A 21539-nucleotide genomic window follows, 5' to 3' on the forward strand; every position below is an offset into this window, starting at 1 on the left:
TCCCATATAATATATGAGCGTGTCGGAAAACCTAATAGTGTTTGCTTCTATTGAATGAACCAACAAATCCGGGTCTTACCATGCCTATCCAGGAAAACCTGATACCCCTGCACGGCTGGCGCCGCAAGCTCTACATCATCATTTTCGAGGCAGATACCCGGGCAGGCCGGATGTTTGACCTAGGCCTGATCCTGCTCATTTTATTGTCCTTGCTGACGGTCATACTGGAAAGCGTGGCCGGTATTCGGCAAAACTGGGGGCCGCAACTGAAGTGGCTGGATTGGCTGTTCACCATCGTCTTCACCACCGAGTACCTGCTCAGACTGATCTGCGTACACAAGCCGCTACGCTATGCGCGCAGCTTTTTCGGGGTGGTTGACCTGCTCTCCATCCTGCCGCTCTACCTCGGCCTGCTCATCCCTGAAAGCCGCTTTCTGGCCGATGTCCGGGTTTTGCGCTTGCTGCGCATGTTTCGCATCCTCAAACTCACGCGCTACATGGGTGAAGCACGTGAACTCAAACGCGCCATGCTGGCCAGTCGTCGCAAGATTCTGGTCTTCCTGATGAGTGTCATTGCCCTGGTCATCATCCTGGGCACCCTGATGTATGTGATTGAAGGAGAAGCCAACGGCTTTACCAGCATCCCCATCGGTATCTACTGGGCAATTGTCACCCTCACCACCGTGGGTTTTGGCGACATCACACCCAAAACCCCGCTGGGCCAGGCCTTGGCCAGCATCGTCATGATTACCGGCTATGGCATCATTGCCGTGCCTACCGGCATTGTGACGGCAGAAATTGCCCGTGGCAGCACAGCTACTCCGGCAGACAAGCAATCAGCCACCAGGCTTTGCCCGCATTGTTTTACCGAAGGCCATGACTGGGATGCCCACTTTTGCAAGCACTGTGGCGGCAAGTTGCCACGTCCGGCCAATCATACGGTCAGTTAGACAGCGCTACGCCTTTTGCTAGGCGTGCGCCGCCAGAATGGTACGAGCCAGCTGTTCGGCCTGGCTGGCAATCAAATGTGCAGCCTCCTGCATCGCCACATCCAGAGTCATGGGGCGGTTGCACAATGAATAGCAGCCATTAAATGTGGCTGCCAGCCTGCCCGCATCGTCCGCAATCACGGCACCGGACAACAAACTGACAGGCACTCCTGCAGACTTGGCCAGGGTCGCCACACAAGCTGGCGCTTTGCCGGACAGCGTCTGGCTGTCGCTGCGCCCTTCACCGGTCAGCACCCAGTCAGCCTCGGCAACAGCCGTCGCCAAACCAATATGGCTGGCCACGGCCTTGGCACCTGAGACCATCTGCCCACCCAATAGCTGTAATGCATAGCCCAGACCACCAGCAGCGCCACTCCCGGGTAAATCACATACCGACGTTTCCATGCCTGCATCCAGCAGCTTAGAAAAATAGGCAATACGGGCATCAAACCGAGCAATATCCGTCGCTGCAACACCCTTTTGCGGGCCGAATACCGCAGTTGCCCCCTGCTCCCCCGCCAAAGGATTTTCCACATCAGACCAGACTTCCAGCTTCACTTGCGCCAATCTTCCAGGTAGCGCATCACAAGACAGCGTTTCGAAATCAAGTACATCCTGCAGACTTCCTTGCAGTCTTTCACCCTGCACACCGAGCAGCTGCAAGCCCAATGCAACCAGACAGCCAGCCCCAGCATCATTGGTACTGGAGCCACCCAGGGCGACCGCAATCTGACGATAGCCATCCGCAAGCAATGCCTGCAGCAACTGACCAACCCCGCGACTACTGCGCTGCGTTACAGGGGTACTCCCTGCGTTTGGCAAACCAATGATGCGTGCCACTTCCATCACCGCAGTTCCATCTGGCAGCAACAGGCAGGCTACGGACTGCTCCAGCCCATTTGCATCACAAACAGAATAATGCAGCCACTGCCCCCCCACCGCAGCGTGCAAGGCATCCAGAGTGCCTTCACCGCCATCTGCCATCGGACGCAAAACACACTCAGCATGAGGATCGGCGCGTGCAATCCCCTGTTGCATGGCCTTCGCCACCTCAGCCGCTTCCAGCGACCCCTTGAAGGAGTCTGGTGCAAGTACCCAGCGCATAGCACGTCCCCATGACAAAAACAGCCAACATAAATGCAAAACCCCTCGTTGCCAAGGCAAGGAGGGGTCTGAAAACGGGCTGTGCAGCTTATTCAGCGGCAGCCTGATCGTTCTGTATGGTTTCAGCAGCCGGAGTCTCCGCTGCGGGCTTGGGAGCCGACATCAACTGGGCTGCCTTTTTCTCTTCAGCGCTCACTTCACCAGTAGGCTTGCCTGCGAGGTCAAAACGCTTGCCACCACGTGCCAGCGACTTTACATAGCGCGGCTTTCTGCAATGATTGGCGACAACGCGCGAAATCAGGGTTGCATCAAATTGCGGCAAGGCGGCAATCAGGCTCTCATGGATGCCCAGAGCCAGCGGACGGAATTGACGGAACACTTCGAACTTGCTGTAAACATGTTCCGCAATCATTTCAGTCTGTTTTTTCTTGGACAGACTCTGAACTGCGGACTTGAGAGCAGCACCCAGTGCCGTTTCGGTATTTGGCTTCATGAACTTCTATCTAGATCCAGTGATGCTTTTGTAATGACAGGCAAGCCTGCCAGACATGGGGGACGGCCACACACCGTCACAATACCAACTTGCCGTTTTATCCACGACACCGCAGTGATCTGTATGGTAATGCAGCTTGCCAAGCCGTGCCAGCAAAAGGCGGGAACGAATAGCAGCAGGACAGATTTGCGTGTCAGGCTGGCAACGATAATGGTGCGCCCAGCCGGGGTCGAACCGGCACAACCGAAGTCGAGGGATTTTAAGTCCCTTGCGTCTACCAATTTCGCCATGGGCGCACCGAGACGCGGATTATGCCAGTACTTGAGCACTGCGTCATCCTTCTGACGTGCATTTTACCGCGCGCCAGGCAAGAACATGCGCACAGCTTGCTGCCCGTGTGTGCTTTGCGCGAAGATGCACGATCAGCATGCCGGTTCTATCCTGTCATCAAGACCGGGTGGAACAGCATCCCCTGCATTCAATAACAATCTGCGACAAAGGAAGTGCCGTCTCATGTTCGAACATGTCGAAGCCTACCCTGGCGACCCCATTCTGACCCTGGTAGAAACATTTCATGCAGATCAACGTCCGCAGAAAGTGAATCTCGGCATCGGGCTTTATTATGATGAAGAAGGACGCATCCCGCTGTTGTCTTCCGTGCAAAAAGCCGAAGCAGCACGTGCTGCCACCCCTTCTCCACGCCCCTACCTGCCCATGGAGGGAGCTGCCAACTACCGTGCAGCTGTCCAGCAATTATTGTTTGGTGCAAAACACCAGGCAGTCACCGAACAGCGCATCTCCACGATTCAAACCATTGGTGGTTCCGGTGCACTTAAGGTAGGTGCTGACTTCATCAAACGTTATTTCCCACAAAGTGAAGCCTGGATCAGCACCCCCAGCTGGGATAACCATCGTGCCATTTTTGAAGGTGCCGGCATCAAAGTGCACGATTATCCCTACTACGATGCAGTCAGCGGTGGACTGCTGTTTGAAGAAATGCTTGCCACCATCAAGCAATTGCCAGCCCAAAGCGTAGTACTGCTCCACCCGTGTTGCCACAACCCGACCGGCGTTGATTTGAGCCCTGCACAATGGGACATCCTGATTCCACTGCTCAAGGCTGGCCAGTTGCTTCCATTCCTGGACATTGCCTACCAGGGCTTTGGCCAGGGCCTGGATGAAGATGCCTATGCCATTCGCAGCATGGCTGATGCCGGCATCAGCTTCTTTGTCAGCAACTCCTTCTCCAAGAACCTGTCCTTTTATGGCGAACGTTGCGGTGGGCTCTCCATCGTCTGTCAGGATGCGGAAGAAGCCACACGCGTACTGGGCCAAATGAAGGCCACTGTGCGTCGTAACTACTCCAGCCCTCCGACGCATGGCGGTCAGATCACCGCCGCCGTCATGAATGACCCTTCCCTGTTTGCAGAATGGCAAGGTGAAGTTGCCCAGATGCGCAGCCGCATCAAGGCCATGCGCCAAAGCCTGTATCAAGTCCTGAGCGAGCGCGTGCCCGGTCGTGACTTCAGCTACTTCATCACCCAGCAAGGCATGTTCAGCTACACCGGCCTTACACCTGAACAGGTTGACCGCCTGCGTGAAGAATTTGCAGTCTATCTGGTGCGTTCCGGCCGGATGTGCGTAGCGGGCCTGAACAGCCGTAATGTGAATGATGTTGCCGAAGCCATGGCGGCAGTACTGAAAGGCTGATAGGCATTACAAAGCAAAAAGCCCGGTCAAGTGCCGGGCTTTTTTGCATGCAGAAACTTGCCACAGGCAAGCCGGACTTGGTAAGAAGCCTTAATCCCGTTTATGCAACTTCAACACCAACGTCAGCTCACCTTCACCATCATCCTGCGACTGGATATTCTTCAAGGTAATGCCGCTAGGCAACAACACGCTGATACCGTGGCCTATACCATACTTGGAAAGCGTCTTTTCCAGCCGCTTGGCCATGCTTTGCGCGGGTAGACGCGCCTCATCATCCAGTGCAAAGCCATAAGTTTCAGCCGCATTGTCAAAAGCCTGGCTTACCTGCTCCTTGCCCACGAACTTTTCAGCAATCGAGCTGACCTGACCGGCGGACATCTCCTCCTCAGTCTCGCATACCGCCAGAAACTCATCCTTGAAGCGAGCCTGCTCCAAGGGATCGGCAATCTCTTCCGACAATTGCTCCACCACACTGGCAACCATGCGGCTACTGCTGTTGGCATCCGGAACCCGCATGGCCTTGAGAAAATCTTCCAGCCAGAACTTGGCCTGCTGACCACCGCGATCCACCGCATACACCATCGGACCACTCTCCAGAATCAGTGCACCTTTATCGATCAGCTTGGGATTGATCCCTGAGGCATGGCGAATATCAAACACCTCCCCGGACTCCACAACAGACAGAAAGTCATCGCGAACTTCCGATTTGAACACACCTAATGCACGCAGCTCACGCTCACCATCCGACAAGCCAGAGAAAAGGATGATGAAAAGATCACCCGCACTGATGTTGGGGTGCTGTGAACGGGCATAAAGGTGCTTGGCAATGCGCTGTGACAGCGCCAGGAAGTCGAGTTCACCACGGAAAAACTGCCGGGTGTAATGATAAATCTCATTCAGATTGAGATCGGACTCATGAAAGAACTGATGCTTCTTCTTGTCTGACACTACCCCACGCAGATAGCCGCTGAGGATCAGCGACGAGACATCATCATCAACATCACTGGCACGCTCAGACAACTGTAACGGTTCACCACGGGCTTGATTGCCTACCCGGTGCACCACCAAACGCTCAACACGCGACTCATCAATCAACATCGACCATTCCACCTTGATAAAGCGTTGATTATTGCCGTTTGCAGGGGCCAAAACAACCGAACCACACAGAAACAAGGGCAGCCGCCACGACATGGCGAACATCAGAATCAGCCCGCAAACAGGCAGCGCGGGCGGTGCACCACTGTTTAATGAAGTCTTCATTGCAAGGAAATGAACGTTCTAAAAACAGATTGAACAGTAATTATCAATCCGAGAAGGTAATGAAATTTCCTAGCCAAAAGTAGGACTGGTCTTAATTACAAGGCTTCGCAAAATGGCGATAGTTACGTCAGACAAGGCCTTCTTGTTGACGACAACTACTTAACCAAGGAACACCCGCCATGAAGAAACTCTTGACCATCGCCAGCGCAGCCGCCTTTGCCAGCCTTGCCACACCAGCCTTTGCCTTCGACGGTACCATCAATTTCACCGGCACCATCTCTTCTGTTACATGTAGCCTCGCAGCGGCAGGTGGTACCAACGTGGGTAGTGTGACCCTACCAACCGTCACGCAATCTTCTCTCAAAAACCCCGGTGATACTGCAGGTACCACCCAGTTCAGCATCAAGCTGTCTGGGTGCACAGGCACAGCCACACAGGCTAGCGCATGGTTTGAGTCTGGCCCTGAAATCAACGCCTCGGGGCGTATCCTCACCACGATCGCCGGCGCGAATACCGACACCCTCAGTATCGCACTCTACAACATGGGAAGTGCCACCCCGATCTCCATTGGGCAAAGCACTGTGGCTAGTGCCCCCTTCACCATCACTAGTGGTAGCGCAACGCTGAACTACCAAGCCAAGTACTACGCGGAAAAAGCAGTAAGTGCCGCTGGTGCTGTAGTAGGCAAGGTTAACTACACCATTCAATACCAATAAAAACCATATAAAACCAAAAAATGATCTAAAAAGGAGATACACCTGCTATCTCCTTTTTTAATAATGGATTAAATCATGGATAAGTCAAAGAGCACATTGGTAATGATTGTGGCCACGCTGCTGGCAAACACACCGGCAATGGCAGATGTATATATCAACGGCACCAGAATTATCTATCCAGCCGAAAAACGGGAAATAACATTCACCGTTGGCAATTCAGCAGCACAGAAAACATTAATACAAACCTGGATAGACGAAGGTAACCCTGGCGACACACCAGACAATAGCAAAGCGCCTTTTCTTCTTTCCCCACCACTTGCCGCAATTGGTGCACTGAAATCGCAAAATATACGCGTAAATTATACCGGAGAGAAGGAGCTACCCAATGACAAGGAGAGTCTGTTTTGGGTCAATGTACTTGAAGCACCCAAAAATACTCAAGACCCAAATGAACTGCGAATTTCACTTAGAACCAGAATCAAGCTTTTTTACCGACCACAAAATATGGAAATAAAACCGGAGCATGCGCCAGAGAAAATAGAATGGAAACTAGAAAAAAAAGAAAACAAATGGATGTTAACCGCCAACAACAAGAGCCCGTACTTCATCACCCTGAGTGAGATAAAAGTAAAAACAGATTCTTTCAGCGGGATGGCAAAAATATCTGCACAAAACTCGATGTTTCCTCCCCAAGGTACTTTAATATTTTCACTCAACCCGGAAAAAACAATTAAAGACAGCGGAATCAGTTTCAGCACCATCAATGACTATGGCGGGACAAGCACCTACACTTCGGATGCCATAACCATATCAACCCATTAATGTAAACAATCACCATGAAAAACTTTAATCATTTCCGTAGAACAAAAATCAATGTATTGATTCTGTGTGCTTTCAGCATGGCATACGAACATGCTATTGCCGGAAATGAAAACAAAGTTGCTCTGTTTGATAAAAGCATGCTCTGGGGAAACCTGAAAGATCTGGACGTCCGTAGTTTCGAGGAAGACAATGTGCTGCCTGATGGAACTTACAGCATTGATGTCATTTTCAATGGCACACCCAAAGGGCAGCAAACACTAACCATTAAAAAAAGTAATGGACAACAAAAGTCTGTCACCTGTGTCCCCAGGTCTTTACTCATTTCATTTGGCGTAAAAGAAAGCAATTTGCCAGATGGTGCGGATTTTGATGAGTGCGCCGATATCTCAACATACATCCCGAATGCATTTTACGAACTTGACGCCAATGAGCTATCGTTAAAAATCAGCGTTCCACAAATCAACGTAAAATACCAGCCCAGAGATTATACTCCGCCGGAAAAGTGGGAAGCCGGAGTGCCTGCCATTCTGCTGGATTACAACGGCAATACTTACTTCTCCAGAAACAACAACAGCACAACACAAAATGCCTATTTGTCAACAAAGCTGGGCATTAACGTGGGTGACTGGCAATTCAGAAATTCCACCTCGATCAATTGGGATAAAAACCAAGGTAAGTCCATTGTTCCCATTGAGAGCTATCTGAAACGGGATATCGATGCAATACAAGGTCAACTGATTGTTGGTGACAGTTTTACCGATGGCGATCTATTCGACTCGGTTTCCCTGCGTGGCGTACGGCTGGTTACAGACGATAGGATGAAGCCGGTATCAGAAACCGGGTATGCCCCTATCGTACGCGGGATTGCATATAGCAATGCCATCGTCACGATCAAACAGAATGGCTACATTCTGACGGAGACAACGGTAGCACCGGGTTCATTTGAAATTAACGATATTCCACCCGGTGTGTATAACGGTGACCTGGAAGTGACAGTCACAGAGGCCGATGGGCGTAAATCCACTTTTACCGTACCGTTTTCAGCACTTGCACGTTCATTACGCGAGGGTGCAAGTCGATACAATTTCAGTGTTGGCAAGGTAAGAAACCTGACCAACAGCAAACCTTTGTTAAGCCAGTTGACATACCAGCGCGGCATGAGCAATGCCGTGACCGGCAACGTCGGCGCGACACTGGCAGACGGCTATACGGCATTCCAGGCAGGTAGTGTCTTCAATACTAGTGCAGGTGCGGTGGGGATGGATGTTACCCACTCCAATACCAAGTTGGCAGATAAAAGCTATAGCGGTCAGTCGTATCGCGTCAGCTTTAACAAAATGTTCCAGAATAGCGGTACCAACATCACGCTGGCGGCTTATCGCTATTCTACAAGCGGCTATCTGAGTGTGCGGGATGGCTTGAATATGCGCGACCTGATGACAGATAACAATACAACGAATACCTTTTCCACGTATGCCAGGCTGCGCAGCCGTGCTGAAATCAATATCAATCAGTCTCTGACAGACAAGAGTTCGCTCTATGTAAATGCGTCCGTACAGAATTACTGGAATTCGGCAAGCCAAAACACCCAGTACCAAGCAGGATACCGCCACGCGTTCCACTGGGGCTCGGTGGGTATCAATCTCAATCAACAGCGCGACATGCAGAATAAAAAAGTCTCGACCATGATGCTGGACATCAGCATCAATATGGATGGTGGCAAGACATTCAGCTCTTCCTTGCGACAGGATACACAACATAGCCAAAGTCAGCAGATAAACGTAAGTGGTATCGCAGGGGAAGATAAAAAGTGGAATTACAACATGAATGCTTACCACACCAAAACAGATACTCAGGATGATACAACGCTGGGTGGCAATATTGTGTATTCAGGTAGCCATGCCGTGGTGAACGCCAGCACGAGCATTAACAAGAATAGCAAGCAAATGTCGCTGGGTGCGTCCGGCTCACTAATTGCCACGCAGCATGGCGTGTTCTTTGGTCAGAGTACTGGCGAAAGCTCTGCAATTGTTGAAGCCAAGGATGCTGATGGTGCCGAAGTGATGCCGGGGATTGGCGTAAAAATCAATAGCGCAGGCTATGCACTAGTTCCGTCCTTAATGCCTTACAGGCTAAATGATATCCAGCTGCAAACCGGCACCATGAGCCAAGGTGTGGAACTGGAAAACAGCAGTACGCAGGCAGTGCCGCGTAGTGGCGCGGTAGTGCATGTCAGGTTCAAAACAGACAAAGGCATTCCAATGCTGTTCAGGCCTCTGCAGTCTGACGGCAAGCCATTGCCATTTGGTAGCCGCGTGATGGATGAAAAGGGCAATGTCGTCGGCAACATAGGCCAAAACGGCAAACTGCTGGCCCGCGTGAAGCAAGCCAAGGGCAGCCTGTTTATCAGCATGGCCGATGGCAAGAACTGCAGCTTTGATTATGCAAGTGATAGCAACGCCAGCAAGAAAGGCATTCAATCTGTCACATGCAGTCTTGCTCAATAAATATATAAAAATGAATCATTCATGATTCTTCCTCAAAAACCATGGCATTTAATTACCATTTATCTGGATTATTTAATTTTATTCTTTTATTCTAGAAATCCACTGCCAGTGCCGCATGCGTAATAGTATCAACCACTCCTGACACCACCGCCAAAATAAGGTTTTTCTTATTGAATAGAGAGAATAATGATTAAATCTTGCCGCGATAAAATCAAGACAATTGGCAGCCATTTATTTGGATTACTTGTTTTGACCGTTTCACCCCAAATATACGCAGCAAATGTGCCCTGTACAACTGAGTTTGGCTCAGGCGTGCTTGAGGATCAAACGGTCAATGCAAGCCTGACTCCATCTTCACTAGTTTACACAGGTCCTGCGAACAAATCAGGCTCTGCAGGTGCTAGCTATTATGCTTCGACCTACCAATATTGCAACGGTGGCGGTGGCGTCTCACGAGACCCTTATCGACTTTGGGCAACATCTGATAGCGCTATTCAATTTACAGCGAATGGGCGTGTTATTCTACCAGACGCACCAGGGTTCGTTTTGTCTATTGGAGTAGCATCATCACTACGATCTGGTGGTAGCATTGAGTACCTGACATCAAACAGTAGAAAATCATTAAAACAAATGGCTGCCAGTGGATCGGGAAGTCAGTATGATGGTTATATATGGCCTTATATATTATTGGAATCTTCAGGCATACCGATTAAATCCGGAACTTATACCATTCCAAAAACATTGTTAATGAAAATTGAAGTAAGGAGCCCTAGCGACACTGCAGGAAATGGAGCTGACGTAAACTACATCAATGTTTATCTGAATACATTTACCATCACAGCCACCACAGCAACATGCACAGTCAAAAACCAGACTTTAACGGTTCCATTCCCTGCATCCAATACCAACGCCATCAACAATACGAGCATTGGCTCCAGCATTTTCACCAAACCATTCAGCATTCAATTAAATTGCCCTACATCCGGTGGGCCTGATGTGTACACTACCTTCACTGACAATAACAATCCGGGAAACACCAGCGACACCTTAAGTCTAGACCCAAGCAGCAGTGCAAAAGGTTTAGCTGTTCAATTGAAATACAAGGGAAGCCCTATCAAATTCGGGCCGGATACGAGCATGCCGGGCAACACCAATCAATTTTTACTGCAGAAAAGTGCAAGCGGGCTAGTCAGTTATGATTTTGATGCAGCACTAATAAAGACGGGGGCTGTCACGCCGGGAGATTACAAAGCCACTGCCACCTACACCATGAGTTACCAGTAATGGGCTTGGCTGATTCTGAGATATGAAGCTAGTAAAGCAGAAAACTGCGAGAATTTGTTGTCAGGCAATGGTACCGGAGTAGTGAAATTTTTCATCAGCACTTTTCAGCCACATGCAAAACTGGGCCTTAATAGACCATGCACACCGTTAAAATACAGTTATTTATACCAACATGTCCTTGGTTAGAAATAATTCGTTTAATTCTGTTTATCTACATGGGACTATTGGTATGTCAATCTACACTGGCTGGTTGCCGGGGTGGCAGCTGGACTGGCAGTGCAGTCGCCATTTCGCTGCCAGGCAGTATTACCGTGAATAACCCACAAAATGGACCACTGAATACACCACTATCTGACTGGTATGTGCTCAGCAGTAATTCTATTGTTTACTGCCCGCAAGGCGGTAATATTGCCTTGATTCCTACTGCGCTTCAACAGATGTCGGTAACCAGTTCGACAGACATATCATATAGCGAAGCTGGACTTACTTATACCGTTTTCCCAACCAATACTCCTGGAATCGGCTATATTCTGTCTTCTACCGTTTTGGCAGGTGGCATTGCCTATTCGACTTATCCCTTGACATCTTCCAGTGCGCAGACCATTGCGCAAGGTAATGTGTTTACTGATGTTAGTGTAAATATCACAGTAAAAGTCAGATTAATCAAAACCGGGATATTGTTATCAAATACCTATCAGCTAGCACAGCAAACTCTTGCATCGTATGCGGTGTCCACCAACTGGGCGGGTGGAAGCGGTTCTGTGTATATAACGGGTACGTCCTTGTCCATGCAGAATGCGACTTGCAGCACGTCGACCAGTGATATCCCAGTGAGCTTGCCAACGGTCACACCCACACAGTTCCCCACATTATCTTCTACAGCAGGCAGCACGCCTTTCAGCATTGTATTGAACTGCCCAAGCAGGATGAATGTGTATATGACCTTGACCGACAATAGCAATCCAGCGCAAACATCCAGAGTGATTTGTGCTGCAAGCGGATCGACGGCACAGGGCCTGGGTATACAGGTAACACGCAATGGAACAGCCATTGCACTTGGTCCGGATTCCAGCCTGTCAGGCAATACCAACCAGTTTCAGGTAGGCAGTAGGCTTAGCGGTATCGTATCCATTCCCTTGAATGCCAGCTATATCCGTACCGGAACCGTGACGGCCGGCACCTTGCAAGCCAAGGCCACCTTTACCATGTCCTATCAATAAGGGGGCAAGTAAGGTTGTTTGAGTGTGACGCCGCTACGCCCCATGCAGGACGGGCGCGACAAAGGGGAAGAAAACAAAAAGCCCTTGCAAGATTTGCAAGGGCTTTTGTCTGGAGGCGCGGGCCGGAGTCGAACCGACCTACACGGATTTGCAATCCGGTGCATAACCGCTTTGCTACCGCGCCGTAGCTGGTATTCAAACAGCACATGGTCTGCTTGAAAAATTGTGGAGCGGGAAACGAGGCTCGAACTCGCGACCTCAACCTTGGCAAGGTTGCGCTCTACCAACTGAGCTATTCCCGCGTCGTGGGTACTGCGTATTTGATAGTGCGGGTGGAGCGGGAAACGAGGCTCGAACTCGCGACCTCAACCTTGGCAAGGTTGCGCTCTACCAACTGAGCTATTCCCGCGTCGCATGGTACTACCAAATAGTTTACTGCTGCCAATACAGTGGATGGAGCGGGAAACGAGGCTCGAACTCGCGACCTCAACCTTGGCAAGGTTGCGCTCTACCAACTGAGCTATTCCCGCGTCGCATATACGGCTGCAAATCAAGTAGTGGAGCGGGAAACGAGGCTCGAACTCGCGACCTCAACCTTGGCAAGGTTGCGCTCTACCAACTGAGCTATTCCCGCGTACAACTTGGTTTGCTTCTCTTTTCTGCCACCGAAGTGGCGTCGAGAGAGTGCGAATTATAAGGGTTTCTTAGCCCCTGTCAACACTTCATACATCAATTTTTTTGCCGGAAAACTCGCGTGCAGCCATGCGCAGATAGTAAACCATTGACCACAAAGTCAAAATCACGGCGATCACCATGAAAATATTTCCCAGCAGCAAGGTACTGACCCCCGGCAAAAGCGGGCCGGCATATAACAGCAGCAAAATAGCCAGCATTTGCGCTGCCGTTTTCAGCTTGCCGATATAGGCCACTGCCACGCTGCCTCGACTGCCCATACCGGCCATCCATTCGCGCAGGGCGGAGATAGTGATTTCGCGGCCGATGATGATCATGGCCATCCAGCCTGGCGTGCGGCCCATTTCAACCAGCAGGATGAGTGCAGCCGCCACAATCAGCTTGTCGGCCACCGGGTCCAGAAAAGCACCGAATGCCGATGTCTGCCCCAGCTTGCGTGCCAGAAAGCCATCCAGCCAGTCTGTCCAGGCTGCCAGGAAAAAAATAAGCGCCCCTACATTGTTGCGGTCGGTCGCCATCAGCATGGAGTCTGGCAGGAAAAAGACGGCTACACACAGTGGTATCAGCGCAACGCGCAGCCAGGTAAGGAAGATCGGCAAATTGAAGGGCATGTGGTTAATCTGCTTATGGTTTTCGTTTAATGCAAAGCCTGGTAGATCTTTTCCGCGAGGGTCTGACTGATGCCATCTACCTGGGACAAGTCGTCAATACTGGCCGCCACTACACCACGCAAACCACCAAAGCGCAGTAACAATTGCTGACGTCGCTTGGCACCAACGCCCGGAATCTCTTCCAGCGTGGATGCGGTGCGGGCCTTGGCTCGTCGTGCGCGGTGTCCGGTAATGGCAAAGCGGTGTGCTTCGTCCCGGATAGTCTGAATGAGATGCAATGCCGGATGATCACTGCGCAATTGTAGCGTCTTTTGCTGATAAGGGAGGATGAGCGTTTCCAGCCCGGGTTTGCGTTCTTCTCCCTTGGCCACACCGATGATGGGCAAGGTTAGTCCCAACTCGGCAAAAACTTCCATTGCCACGCCTACCTGTCCCTTGCCGCCGTCAATCAGCACGGCATCCGGCAGCGTTCCCTCCCCTGCCGCCAAACGGCTGTAGCGCCGGGTAAGTGCCTCGCGCATGGCCGCGTAGTCGTCCCCTGGCTTGGCCGTTTCTATATTGAAGCGGCGATATTGCCCGGGCTGCATGGCTTCCTTGTCATACACCACACAAGAGGCGACCGTGGCCTCACCCATGGTATGGCTGATGTCAAAGCACTCCAGCCGCTGTACGCCTTCCAGGCCCAGGGCTTCGTTGAGCTGTGCCAAGCGATGCTGCTGGGTGGCTTTGCTGCTCAGACGCTGGCTAATGGCCAGTGCGGCATTCTTTTCTGCCATTTCCAGCCAGACGCGTCGTTCGCTGATGGGATTACTCACCAGATGAACACGGCGTTCAGACTGCTGCTCCAGCAGTTCACGCAATGCCGCTGAGACATCCTGATTGACAATGATAACCGGCGGCATGGGTGCACCCAGATAATGCTGGGCAAGAAAAGCGTCCAGCGTGGTGCTGGCATCATCCTCGACCGCCCCTTGCGGGAAGAAGCTTTTGTCTCCCAAATGGCGACCGCCTCGTATCATCACCATATTGATGCACACCAGCCCGCCATCGGCGACAGCTGCCACGACGTCACAATCCTGCTGGCTGGCATTACTGGAAACAAACTGCTTTTCCTGTACCCGGCTCAAGGCCTGAATCTGGTCGCGCAGCTCTGCTGCCTGCTCGAACTCCAGTGCCAGCGCCGCTTGCTCCATGCGCTGGGTCAGCGTGTCGATCAGCTCATTCTGCCTGCCTTGCAAAAAGGCCACGGCGCTTTGCACGTCGCTGCGGTATTCCTCGGCCGAGATATGCTCGACACAGGGTCCGGAGCAGCGTTTGATCTGGTATAGCAGGCAGGGGCGCGAGCGATTGGCGAACACGGCGTCTTCACAGGTGCGCAGGCGGAATACCTTTTGCAGGATCTGGATACTTTCGCGTACTGCATAGCTGTTGGGATAAGGGCCAAAGTACTGATGTGGCTTCTTGGGTTCGCCCCGGTAATACGCCAGCTGCGGAAAAGCGTGACCGGAGAGCATCAGATAGGGGTAGGACTTGTCGTCCCGGAACAGGATGTTGTACTTGGGGGCCAGCGCCTTGATCAGGTTGTTTTCCAGAATCAGCGCTTCGGCTTCCGAGCGGGTCACCGTGGTTTCGATATTGGCTATCTGCCGCACCATCAGCTGGATGCGCGGGGAGTGGTCGGTCTTCTGGAAATAAGAGCTGACCCGTTTTTTCAGGTCGATGGCCTTACCTACATAAAGCACATTGCCCGACGTATCGAACATGCGATAAACGCCGGGCAAATTGGGAAGGTTGGCCAGTACCGATTGAGGATCGAAACTGTTTGTCGTCATGAGTTCACTGATTGCACCAGTTTTGCACATCCTGCTGCGCCTGCTGCAACAGCGCACTGCGCTGGCTGTCGCTGGCCAGGGCATTGCTGCCCGGCATCTTGATGCGGCCGTTTTGCTGGATAGCAGCCTGATTCTCGCGCGCCCGCTTGCAGTTTTCTTGTGCGACCTTCTTGTTTTGCTCTTTCACCTTGGCATTTTCTGCCGAGATTTCGGCATTTTTCTTGTCCGCCTCGCTTTGCGGGGCCGACTTGACTGCCTTGGCCGGAGAGGAAGCAGGGCCGTAAGCACGAACATTCACCTGCTTGGCCTTGGAACCGGGCGGCGGCTGATCGGAGAAAACCGTCTTGCCGTTGGCATCGACATACTGGTACACCTCCGCCATGACCGGGGCGGACAGCACACATGCAACAAGCACACTCAGAATCGCAGGGGATTTCATTGTTTGGTGTCCTAAGCTGAAACATGCTGATTGTACGGTGTAGGCAGGCTGATCGCAAAAGCAAGCATCAGCATTTTTTGCAACACATCAACAGTCTCGGTATAATGCCGCTTTGCCGCAAAGGAAACGCCAGATGCGTATCATCGAGAAAGCCTATACTTTCGACGACGTTCTCCTCGTCCCGGCCCATTCTGAAGTTCTGCCGCGCGACGTAGTCCTCTCTACCAAACTCACCCGCAATATCACGCTGAACCTGCCGCTGGTTTCTGCCGCTATGGATACGGTTACCGAATCCGGGCTGGCCATTGCCATGGCACAGGAAGGCGGCATTGGCATCATTCACAAGAATATGTCGGCCGACAAGCAAGCTGCGGAAGTGTCCAAGGTAAAACGCCACGAAAGCGGCGTGGTCAAAGACCCGATCACCATTGCACCGGACATGCTGGTGCGCGATCTGGTTTTGCTGACCCGCCAACACAAGATTTCCGGCCTGCCGGTGATTGAAAACGGCAAGGTGGTGGGTATTGTCACCAACCGCGACCTGCGTTTCGAAACCCGTCTGGAACAGACCGTCGGTTCCATCATGACGCCGCGTGAGCGCCTGATTACCGTCAAGGAAGGCGCCAGCATCGACGAAGCCCGCGAGCTGATGCACACCCACCGCCTGGAGCGCGTGCTGGTGATCAACGATGCGTGGGAGCTGAAGGGTCTGATTACCGTCAAGGACATCGTCAAGACCAGCGAACACCCGAACGCCAACAAGGATAGCCAAGGCCGTCTGCGCGTGGGTGCTGCCGTGGGTACCGGTGGCGATACCGAACAGCGCGTGGCGGCACTGGTTGCCGCCGGCGTGGATGTGATTGTGGTGGATACCGCCCATGGTCACAGCCAGGGTGTGATCGAGCGCGTACGCTGGGTAAAACAAACCTACCCGCAAGTTGACGTGATTGGCGGCAATATTGCTACCGCGGCTGCGGCGCGCGCACTGGTGGAAGCCGGTGCCGATGGCGTGAAAGTAGGTATTGGCCCGGGTTCCATCTGCACCACCCGTATCGTGGCCGGTGTAGGCGTGCCGCAACTGACAGCCATCCACAATGTTTCCGAAGAACTGAAAGGCACTGGCGTGCCGATGATTGCCGACGGCGGTATCCGTTTCTCCGGCGATATCTCCAAGGCGCTGGCTGCCGGTGGCAACTGCGTAATGCTGGGCGGCATGTTCGCCGGTACTGAAGAGGCTCCGGGTGAAGTCGAGCTGTATCAGGGCCGTTCCTACAAGTCCTACCGCGGTATGGGCTCGCTGGGTGCCATGAGCCAGGGTTCGGCTGACCGTTACTTCCAGGACAGCTCCAACGCTGCCGACAAGTTCGTACCGGAAGGTATTGAAGGCCGCGTACCGTACAAGGGCCCGATCGCTGCTGTCATCCATCAGCTGATGGGCGGCCTGCGCTCTTCCATGGGTTACTTAGGTTGCGCCAACATCGATGAAATGCATGAAAAAGCCGGCTTTGTGGAAATCACCTCTGCCGGTATGCAGGAATCGCATGTGCACGACGTACAAATCACCAAGGAAGCGCCGAACTACCACGTTTCGCGTTAATCCTTCATGCCTTAGTCACAGTCGGTCCTGGACCGCTTGACGAACAAAAGCCCGCGCCACACGATGCGGGCTTTTTTGTGGCTGTTACTCAGGCCAAGGGCAGTAGCAAGCGGGTACGCCATGCCTCCGGTGCCACATCATGCGGACCGATCAAGGCTTCATCCAGCAAGGGGCGTTGGCCAAATTGCTCGCCACTACCGGGTAACCATTGCTGCAGCAACCAGTTCCATGCCGCTGCCAGGCCCTGATACGGCCCTTGATGCACAATGCTGGCATAGCGCCCTGCCGCCAGCGCTCCATAGACAAAACCCTGCTCTTCTACTTCGGCAGCGGTGAGCGACAACACTGGTGGTGGCGTCAGACAGGCTGCGGCGCGCAATGCCTGCGGCGCAACCGTGGCGGGGTCATCCAGATACTGCCCGAATGCACGCACGGTTTGCGGGCCTGCTGCATGCTGCTGCAACAGCGTGCGCAAGGCGGCAAATGCAGCTGCAATGCCAGAATAAGGCCCCAGATGCGGCTTCATCAGCACCGGCAGCGGCTGTTGGTAATGAATGATTTCAACCTGATACATGACGGGCTCCCGTTGAGTCTTGCGAGGCAAATAGCAAGCAGCTGAGCAGTGACGCAGGCAGCGTGATGCAAGCGGAATCCGGAGCCGCCACATGGCAAGGCTGGCGGACTCGCACCTCTACGGCACTCACGCCATCGTATCCATCCAGCAGATCATCCACTGCCCTGCGGACAGCATAAACCATGCTCAGACACTTCATGGTGAGTCTGCCCTGATTTTTCCGTACACTGACGCCCTGACCACCCCTGACAATCAAGCTGCCATGCCCCCTCTTCAGCCCAGCCGTAGCGAATTCATCACCATTAACCGGCATCACTATCACCTGCGCCACTGGGGCGATCCTGCAGCTCCCTTACTGGTCATGCTGCATGGCTGGATGGATAGTTCGGCCACTTTCCAGTTTCTGGTGGATGCCCTGCCAGGCAACTGGCATGTGGTGGCACCCGACTGGCGTGGTTTTGGCGACAGCGCCTGGAACACCGGCAGTTATTACTTTCCAGATTACCTGGCTGATCTGGATGCTTTGCTGCACCATCTCTCGCCAAACCAAGCGGTGCAACTGCTGGGGCACAGCATGGGCGCGATGATAGCCGGCATCTATGCAGGTGTCCGGCCAGCGCGCATCGCACGCCTGTCACTGGTGGAAGGCTTTGGCCTGAATGCCACTCGCCCGACGGAAGCACCGGGACGCTATGCCCGCTGGCTGCGTGAATGCCAGGAGCCTCCAGCTTTTAATGCCCTGGACAGCCTGGAAAGTGTCGCGGCCAAACTGATGGAACGCAACCCCAGGCTGGAAACACCCGCAGCCCTGTGGCTGGCCGCCTCCCTGACCCGTTGCAACGAACAAGGTGAATTGGTTTACCGTGCAGATCCACGCCATAAAATGGTTAACCCGGTGTTGTACCGGCTGGAAGAAGCCAAAAGCTGCTGGCAGCGCATCACCGCGCCGGTGCAATGGGTGATTGGCGGAGCACACTGGGATCATCCCATGGCCAAAGGGGTGAGAGACACCCTGCCGGAACGCCGCGCCTGCTTTGCCTGCTTGCAGGAAGATGTCATTGCCGATGCCGGTCATATGGTGCAGTGGGAGCAGCCCCGCCGTCTGGCGCAGGTCATTCAGTCTTTCCTGCTTTAAGCTGTATCCAGCAACGATTTCAGACACGCTGCGAATACGCTTGAGCGATGTCAAAATTAGCAAACAAGGGGGGAAGATGGCCCTACATTGGCGAAGAAGGCTGATAAAATGAACGGAAACCCTCACTCTAGTTGCCCAGCATGACGCCCTTGATCAGCACCGACGAACGCGACGAGCTCCTGAAAAACCTGGTTATCCCTCCCCGTCCAGATGTGCTGGACAAGCTGATGGGCTTGCGTCAGGACCCTGATATCACCCTGCAAAAGCTGGATGACATCATCAATGAAGACCCGGCACTGTGCGTTGCCATGCTTAAAGCCGCCAATACACCAATACTGGGTCGTGGCCGGCACATCACTTCGGTACACCTGGCCATCAGCCTGCTGGGTATCAAGAATGTCATCAGCCTGGTAAGCGGCCTGGTATTGCGCACCCGGCTGACCGCAGAAACACCGCCGGCCCTGGAACAGTTTTGGGATGGCACCCTGCAAATCGCCATGATCAGCTCGGCCCTGTGCGACCGCATTGTGCACGTGACCGACGACTGCCGTAGCTTTGCCCTGTTTCACAACTGCGGTATGGCCATCATGCTGATGCGCTTCCCCGGTTACAGCCGGACACTGCGGCTGGTGGAAATGGCCAGTGATGATCGTATCGGACTGGTGGAACAGGAACTGCACGGCACGCGTCATGATGTGGTGGGTTATCTGGTAGCCCGCAGCTGGAACATGCCGGAAAACTTTGCCAAAGCCATCCTGATGCAGAATGACGAAACAGTGATGACAACCGGTCCGGATGCCCCGTTGAACCACGATGGCCGCATGATGGTGGCGGTGACCCGTGCGGCACGCCATGTATGGCGCACGCTGACCCCGGGCAAGGAAGATGCAGGCTGGGACGCCCGCAAAGACGAGGTGCTCAACTACCTGGGCATGTCGGATGTGGAATTTGAAGACTGGGTGGATGCCATGCACCAGGAACTGGTAGTCACGGCATAAACAAGGCTCCCTCAATAAAAAACCGCGTGCCTGACACGCGGTTTTTTATTGGCTGCGGACACATCAACCCAGATAGCGGACCTGCAGATGGGAGCGGAAATAATCGGGATTCAAAGCTTCTCCGCACGCACGGCTGACCAGCTCGGCAGTGGTGTAGCGGCTGGCCTGATTCCAGATGTTCTGCTCCAGCCAGTCAAACACGGCGCTCAGTTCCCCGGCAGCAATGCGCTGGTCCAGGTCCGGCATGCTGCGCCGCATGACAGCAAAGTACTGCGCCGCATACATCGCACCCAGCGTGTAGCTGGGGAAGTAACCGAAGCTGCCGTCCGTCCAGTGAATATCCTGCAGGCAACCCTGCCGGAAGTTACCGCGGGTATCCACGCCCAGATAAGTTTGCATTTTCTCATCCCACAACGCGGGAATGTCTTCTGACTCGATCTCCCCTTCAATCAGTGCCTTTTCGATCTCATAACGCAAGATGACATGGGCGGGATAGCACAGCTCGTCGGCATCCACACGGATGTAACCCGGATGCACCCGGCTGTAGAGCAAGGCCAGGTTTTCCGGCGCAAAGGCTGGCTGCGTGCCCAGATGCTCGCCGATCAACGGTGAAATCAGCGACAGGAAGGCCGGGTTACGGCCCAGTTGCATCTCGAAAGACAGGCTCTGGCTTTCATGGATGCCCATGGAACGTGCACGTCCTACCGGCAGATGCAGCAAGTCGCGCGGCAAGCCTTGTTCGTAACGGGCATGACCGGTTTCGTGGATGATGCCCATCAGGCTTTGCATGAAGTCATCTTCGCGGTAGCGCGTGGTGATACGCACGTCTTCCGGTACGCCACCGCAGAAGGGATGCACGCTGACATCCAGTCGACCGGCATCAAAGTCGAAGCCCAGCAAACCCATCACCGCCAGGCCCAATTGGCGCTGCTGCTCCACCGGGAAGCTGCCTTGCGGCAGCAGCAGTTTTTCCTGTGACTGCTTTTCCATGACCTGGGCAATCAGACCCGGCAGCCAGGTCTTGACCGCGGCAAAGATACGGTCGATATCGGCACTTTGCATGCCCGGCTCGTACTTGTTCATCAGCGCATCGTAAGGGGTGCAGCCCTGGGCGGATGCCAGCAATTGCGCTTCCTGACGCGACAGCTTCACCACTTCGCGGAAGTTCTGCAAAAAGCCGGCCCAGTCATTATTGGCACGCTGTTCGCGCCAGGCATGTTCACAACGCGCACCAGCCAGTGCCTGGGCTTCCACCAGTTCGGCCGGCAACAGATTGGCCAGCTGCCACTCCCGGCGCATCTCGCGCAGGCTAGCTTGTTCGAATTCCGTTTGCGCTTCCTGCTCTGCCTGTTGCAGTTCTTGTGCCAGCGCGGGGTCGGTCAGTGTGGCATGCATCAGCACTTCCAGCTCGGCTTGCGCCGCTGCCCGCGCTTCATTGCCTTTGGCCGGCATCATGGTGGCCTGGTCCCAACCGGCGATGGCAGCCAGATGGGCATAACGGTGCAAACGGGTAAACCGGGTCAGCAAGGATGCATAAGCCGAGGATTGCGACATG

Annotated in this window: 18 protein-coding genes and 6 tRNA genes; 10 read left to right on the forward strand and 14 right to left on the reverse strand. The window is 53.4% G+C overall.

Annotated features, from left to right (window positions below):
* Window positions 1-80: 80 nt before the first annotated feature.
* The gene (locus HWX34_RS02435; protein ID WP_178970827.1) at window positions 81-950 is read left to right on the forward strand and encodes an ion transporter; all 870 of its coding nucleotides are present in this window, start codon (window positions 81-83) and stop codon (window positions 948-950) included.
* Between the two features lie 18 nt (window positions 951-968).
* Here HWX34_RS02435 and HWX34_RS02440 read toward each other — a convergent pair whose 3' ends face one another.
* The 3 genes from HWX34_RS02440 to HWX34_RS02450 all read right to left on the reverse strand — a co-directional run bounded on the left by HWX34_RS02440 (window position 969) and on the right by HWX34_RS02450 (window position 2882).
* The gene (locus HWX34_RS02440) at window positions 969-2093 is read right to left on the reverse strand and encodes a glycerate kinase (RefSeq protein WP_178970828.1); all 1125 of its coding nucleotides are present in this window, start codon (window positions 2091-2093) and stop codon (window positions 969-971) included.
* Between the two features lie 88 nt (window positions 2094-2181).
* The gene (locus HWX34_RS02445) at window positions 2182-2586 is read right to left on the reverse strand and encodes a ProQ/FINO family protein (protein ID WP_178970829.1); all 405 of its coding nucleotides are present in this window, start codon (window positions 2584-2586) and stop codon (window positions 2182-2184) included.
* Between the two features lie 211 nt (window positions 2587-2797).
* Window positions 2798-2882 (reverse strand) — tRNA-Leu (locus HWX34_RS02450).
* A gap of 217 nt (window positions 2883-3099) precedes the next feature.
* On the opposite strand from HWX34_RS02450, the gene HWX34_RS02455 reads away from it, so the two are divergent.
* Window positions 3100-4296, forward strand: coding sequence for an amino acid aminotransferase (locus HWX34_RS02455; RefSeq protein WP_178970830.1), 1197 nt, complete (start codon window positions 3100-3102; stop codon window positions 4294-4296).
* A gap of 90 nt (window positions 4297-4386) precedes the next feature.
* On the opposite strand, the gene HWX34_RS02460 is transcribed toward HWX34_RS02455, so the two are convergent.
* Window positions 4387-5496, reverse strand: coding sequence for a nucleoid-associated protein (locus tag HWX34_RS02460; RefSeq protein WP_255496551.1), 1110 nt, complete (start codon window positions 5494-5496; stop codon window positions 4387-4389).
* Between the two features lie 239 nt (window positions 5497-5735).
* Here HWX34_RS02460 and HWX34_RS02465 point away from each other — a divergent pair, with 239 nt between their 5' ends.
* From HWX34_RS02465 to HWX34_RS02485, 5 genes are all read left to right on the forward strand, one after another.
* Window positions 5736-6272 carry a fimbrial protein gene (locus HWX34_RS02465; RefSeq protein ID WP_178970831.1) on the forward strand — a complete coding sequence of 179 codons (537 nt, stop codon included), beginning with the start codon at window positions 5736-5738 and terminating at the stop codon, window positions 6270-6272.
* Window positions 6273-6347: 75 nt separating this feature from the next.
* Window positions 6348-7094, forward strand: coding sequence for a molecular chaperone (locus HWX34_RS02470; protein ID WP_178970832.1), 747 nt, complete (start codon window positions 6348-6350; stop codon window positions 7092-7094).
* 14 nt (window positions 7095-7108) lie between these two features.
* Window positions 7109-9601, forward strand: a complete 2493-nt coding sequence (locus HWX34_RS02475) for a fimbria/pilus outer membrane usher protein (RefSeq protein ID WP_178970833.1) — start codon at window positions 7109-7111, stop codon at window positions 9599-9601.
* A 186-nt stretch (window positions 9602-9787) separates the two neighbouring features.
* Entirely contained in the window at window positions 9788-10885 is a 1098-nt protein-coding gene (locus tag HWX34_RS02480) for a fimbrial protein (RefSeq protein ID WP_178970834.1), read from the forward strand.
* 137 nt (window positions 10886-11022) lie between these two features.
* A complete protein-coding gene (locus HWX34_RS02485) occupies window positions 11023-12105 on the forward strand; it encodes a fimbrial protein (RefSeq protein ID WP_178970835.1) in 1083 nt (360 codons plus the stop codon).
* A gap of 110 nt (window positions 12106-12215) precedes the next feature.
* Here HWX34_RS02485 and HWX34_RS02490 read toward each other — a convergent pair.
* The 8 genes from HWX34_RS02490 to HWX34_RS02525 all read right to left on the reverse strand — a co-directional run bounded on the left by HWX34_RS02490 (window position 12216) and on the right by HWX34_RS02525 (window position 15680).
* A tRNA-Cys gene (locus HWX34_RS02490) sits at window positions 12216-12289 on the reverse strand.
* Window positions 12290-12331: 42 nt separating this feature from the next.
* Window positions 12332-12407, reverse strand: a tRNA-Gly gene (locus tag HWX34_RS02495).
* Between the two features lie 31 nt (window positions 12408-12438).
* Window positions 12439-12514 (reverse strand) — tRNA-Gly (locus tag HWX34_RS02500).
* Between the two features lie 45 nt (window positions 12515-12559).
* Window positions 12560-12635: transfer RNA gene (locus tag HWX34_RS02505), tRNA-Gly, on the reverse strand.
* 28 nt (window positions 12636-12663) lie between these two features.
* A tRNA-Gly gene (locus HWX34_RS02510) sits at window positions 12664-12739 on the reverse strand.
* 88 nt (window positions 12740-12827) lie between these two features.
* The gene (pgsA, locus tag HWX34_RS02515) at window positions 12828-13409 is read right to left on the reverse strand and encodes a CDP-diacylglycerol--glycerol-3-phosphate 3-phosphatidyltransferase (protein ID WP_045845694.1); all 582 of its coding nucleotides are present in this window, start codon (window positions 13407-13409) and stop codon (window positions 12828-12830) included.
* A 26-nt stretch (window positions 13410-13435) separates the two neighbouring features.
* The gene (gene uvrC, locus HWX34_RS02520) at window positions 13436-15241 is read right to left on the reverse strand and encodes an excinuclease ABC subunit UvrC (protein ID WP_178970836.1); all 1806 of its coding nucleotides are present in this window, start codon (window positions 15239-15241) and stop codon (window positions 13436-13438) included.
* A 4-nt stretch (window positions 15242-15245) separates the two neighbouring features.
* Window positions 15246-15680, reverse strand: a complete 435-nt coding sequence (locus HWX34_RS02525) for a DUF4124 domain-containing protein (RefSeq protein ID WP_178970837.1) — start codon at window positions 15678-15680, stop codon at window positions 15246-15248.
* A 133-nt stretch (window positions 15681-15813) separates the two neighbouring features.
* Between HWX34_RS02525 and guaB the strand changes: the two genes are divergently transcribed.
* Window positions 15814-17277: an IMP dehydrogenase gene (gene guaB / locus HWX34_RS02530; RefSeq protein ID WP_178970838.1), complete on the forward strand. Its 1464-nt coding sequence runs from the start codon at window positions 15814-15816 to the stop codon at window positions 17275-17277.
* An 88-nt stretch (window positions 17278-17365) separates the two neighbouring features.
* Here the strand turns inward: guaB and HWX34_RS02535 are convergent, their stop codons facing one another.
* Window positions 17366-17851: a GyrI-like domain-containing protein gene (locus HWX34_RS02535; protein ID WP_178970839.1), complete on the reverse strand. Its 486-nt coding sequence runs from the start codon at window positions 17849-17851 to the stop codon at window positions 17366-17368.
* Window positions 17852-18113: 262 nt separating this feature from the next.
* Here HWX34_RS02535 and HWX34_RS02540 point away from each other — a divergent pair, with 262 nt between their 5' ends.
* A complete protein-coding gene (locus tag HWX34_RS02540; RefSeq protein ID WP_178970840.1) occupies window positions 18114-18986 on the forward strand; it encodes an alpha/beta fold hydrolase in 873 nt (290 codons plus the stop codon).
* Between the two features lie 140 nt (window positions 18987-19126).
* Window positions 19127-19984 carry an HDOD domain-containing protein gene (locus tag HWX34_RS02545; RefSeq protein WP_178970841.1) on the forward strand — a complete coding sequence of 286 codons (858 nt, stop codon included), beginning with the start codon at window positions 19127-19129 and terminating at the stop codon, window positions 19982-19984.
* Between the two features lie 63 nt (window positions 19985-20047).
* Here HWX34_RS02545 and HWX34_RS02550 read toward each other — a convergent pair whose 3' ends face one another.
* Window positions 20048-21538, reverse strand: a complete 1491-nt coding sequence (locus tag HWX34_RS02550; RefSeq protein WP_178970842.1) for a carboxypeptidase M32 — start codon at window positions 21536-21538, stop codon at window positions 20048-20050.
* Between the last annotated feature and the right edge of the window lies 1 nt (window position 21539).

This window comes from Aquitalea sp. LB_tupeE (genome assembly GCF_013391415.1).
GTDB lineage: Bacteria > Pseudomonadota > Gammaproteobacteria > Burkholderiales > Chromobacteriaceae > Aquitalea.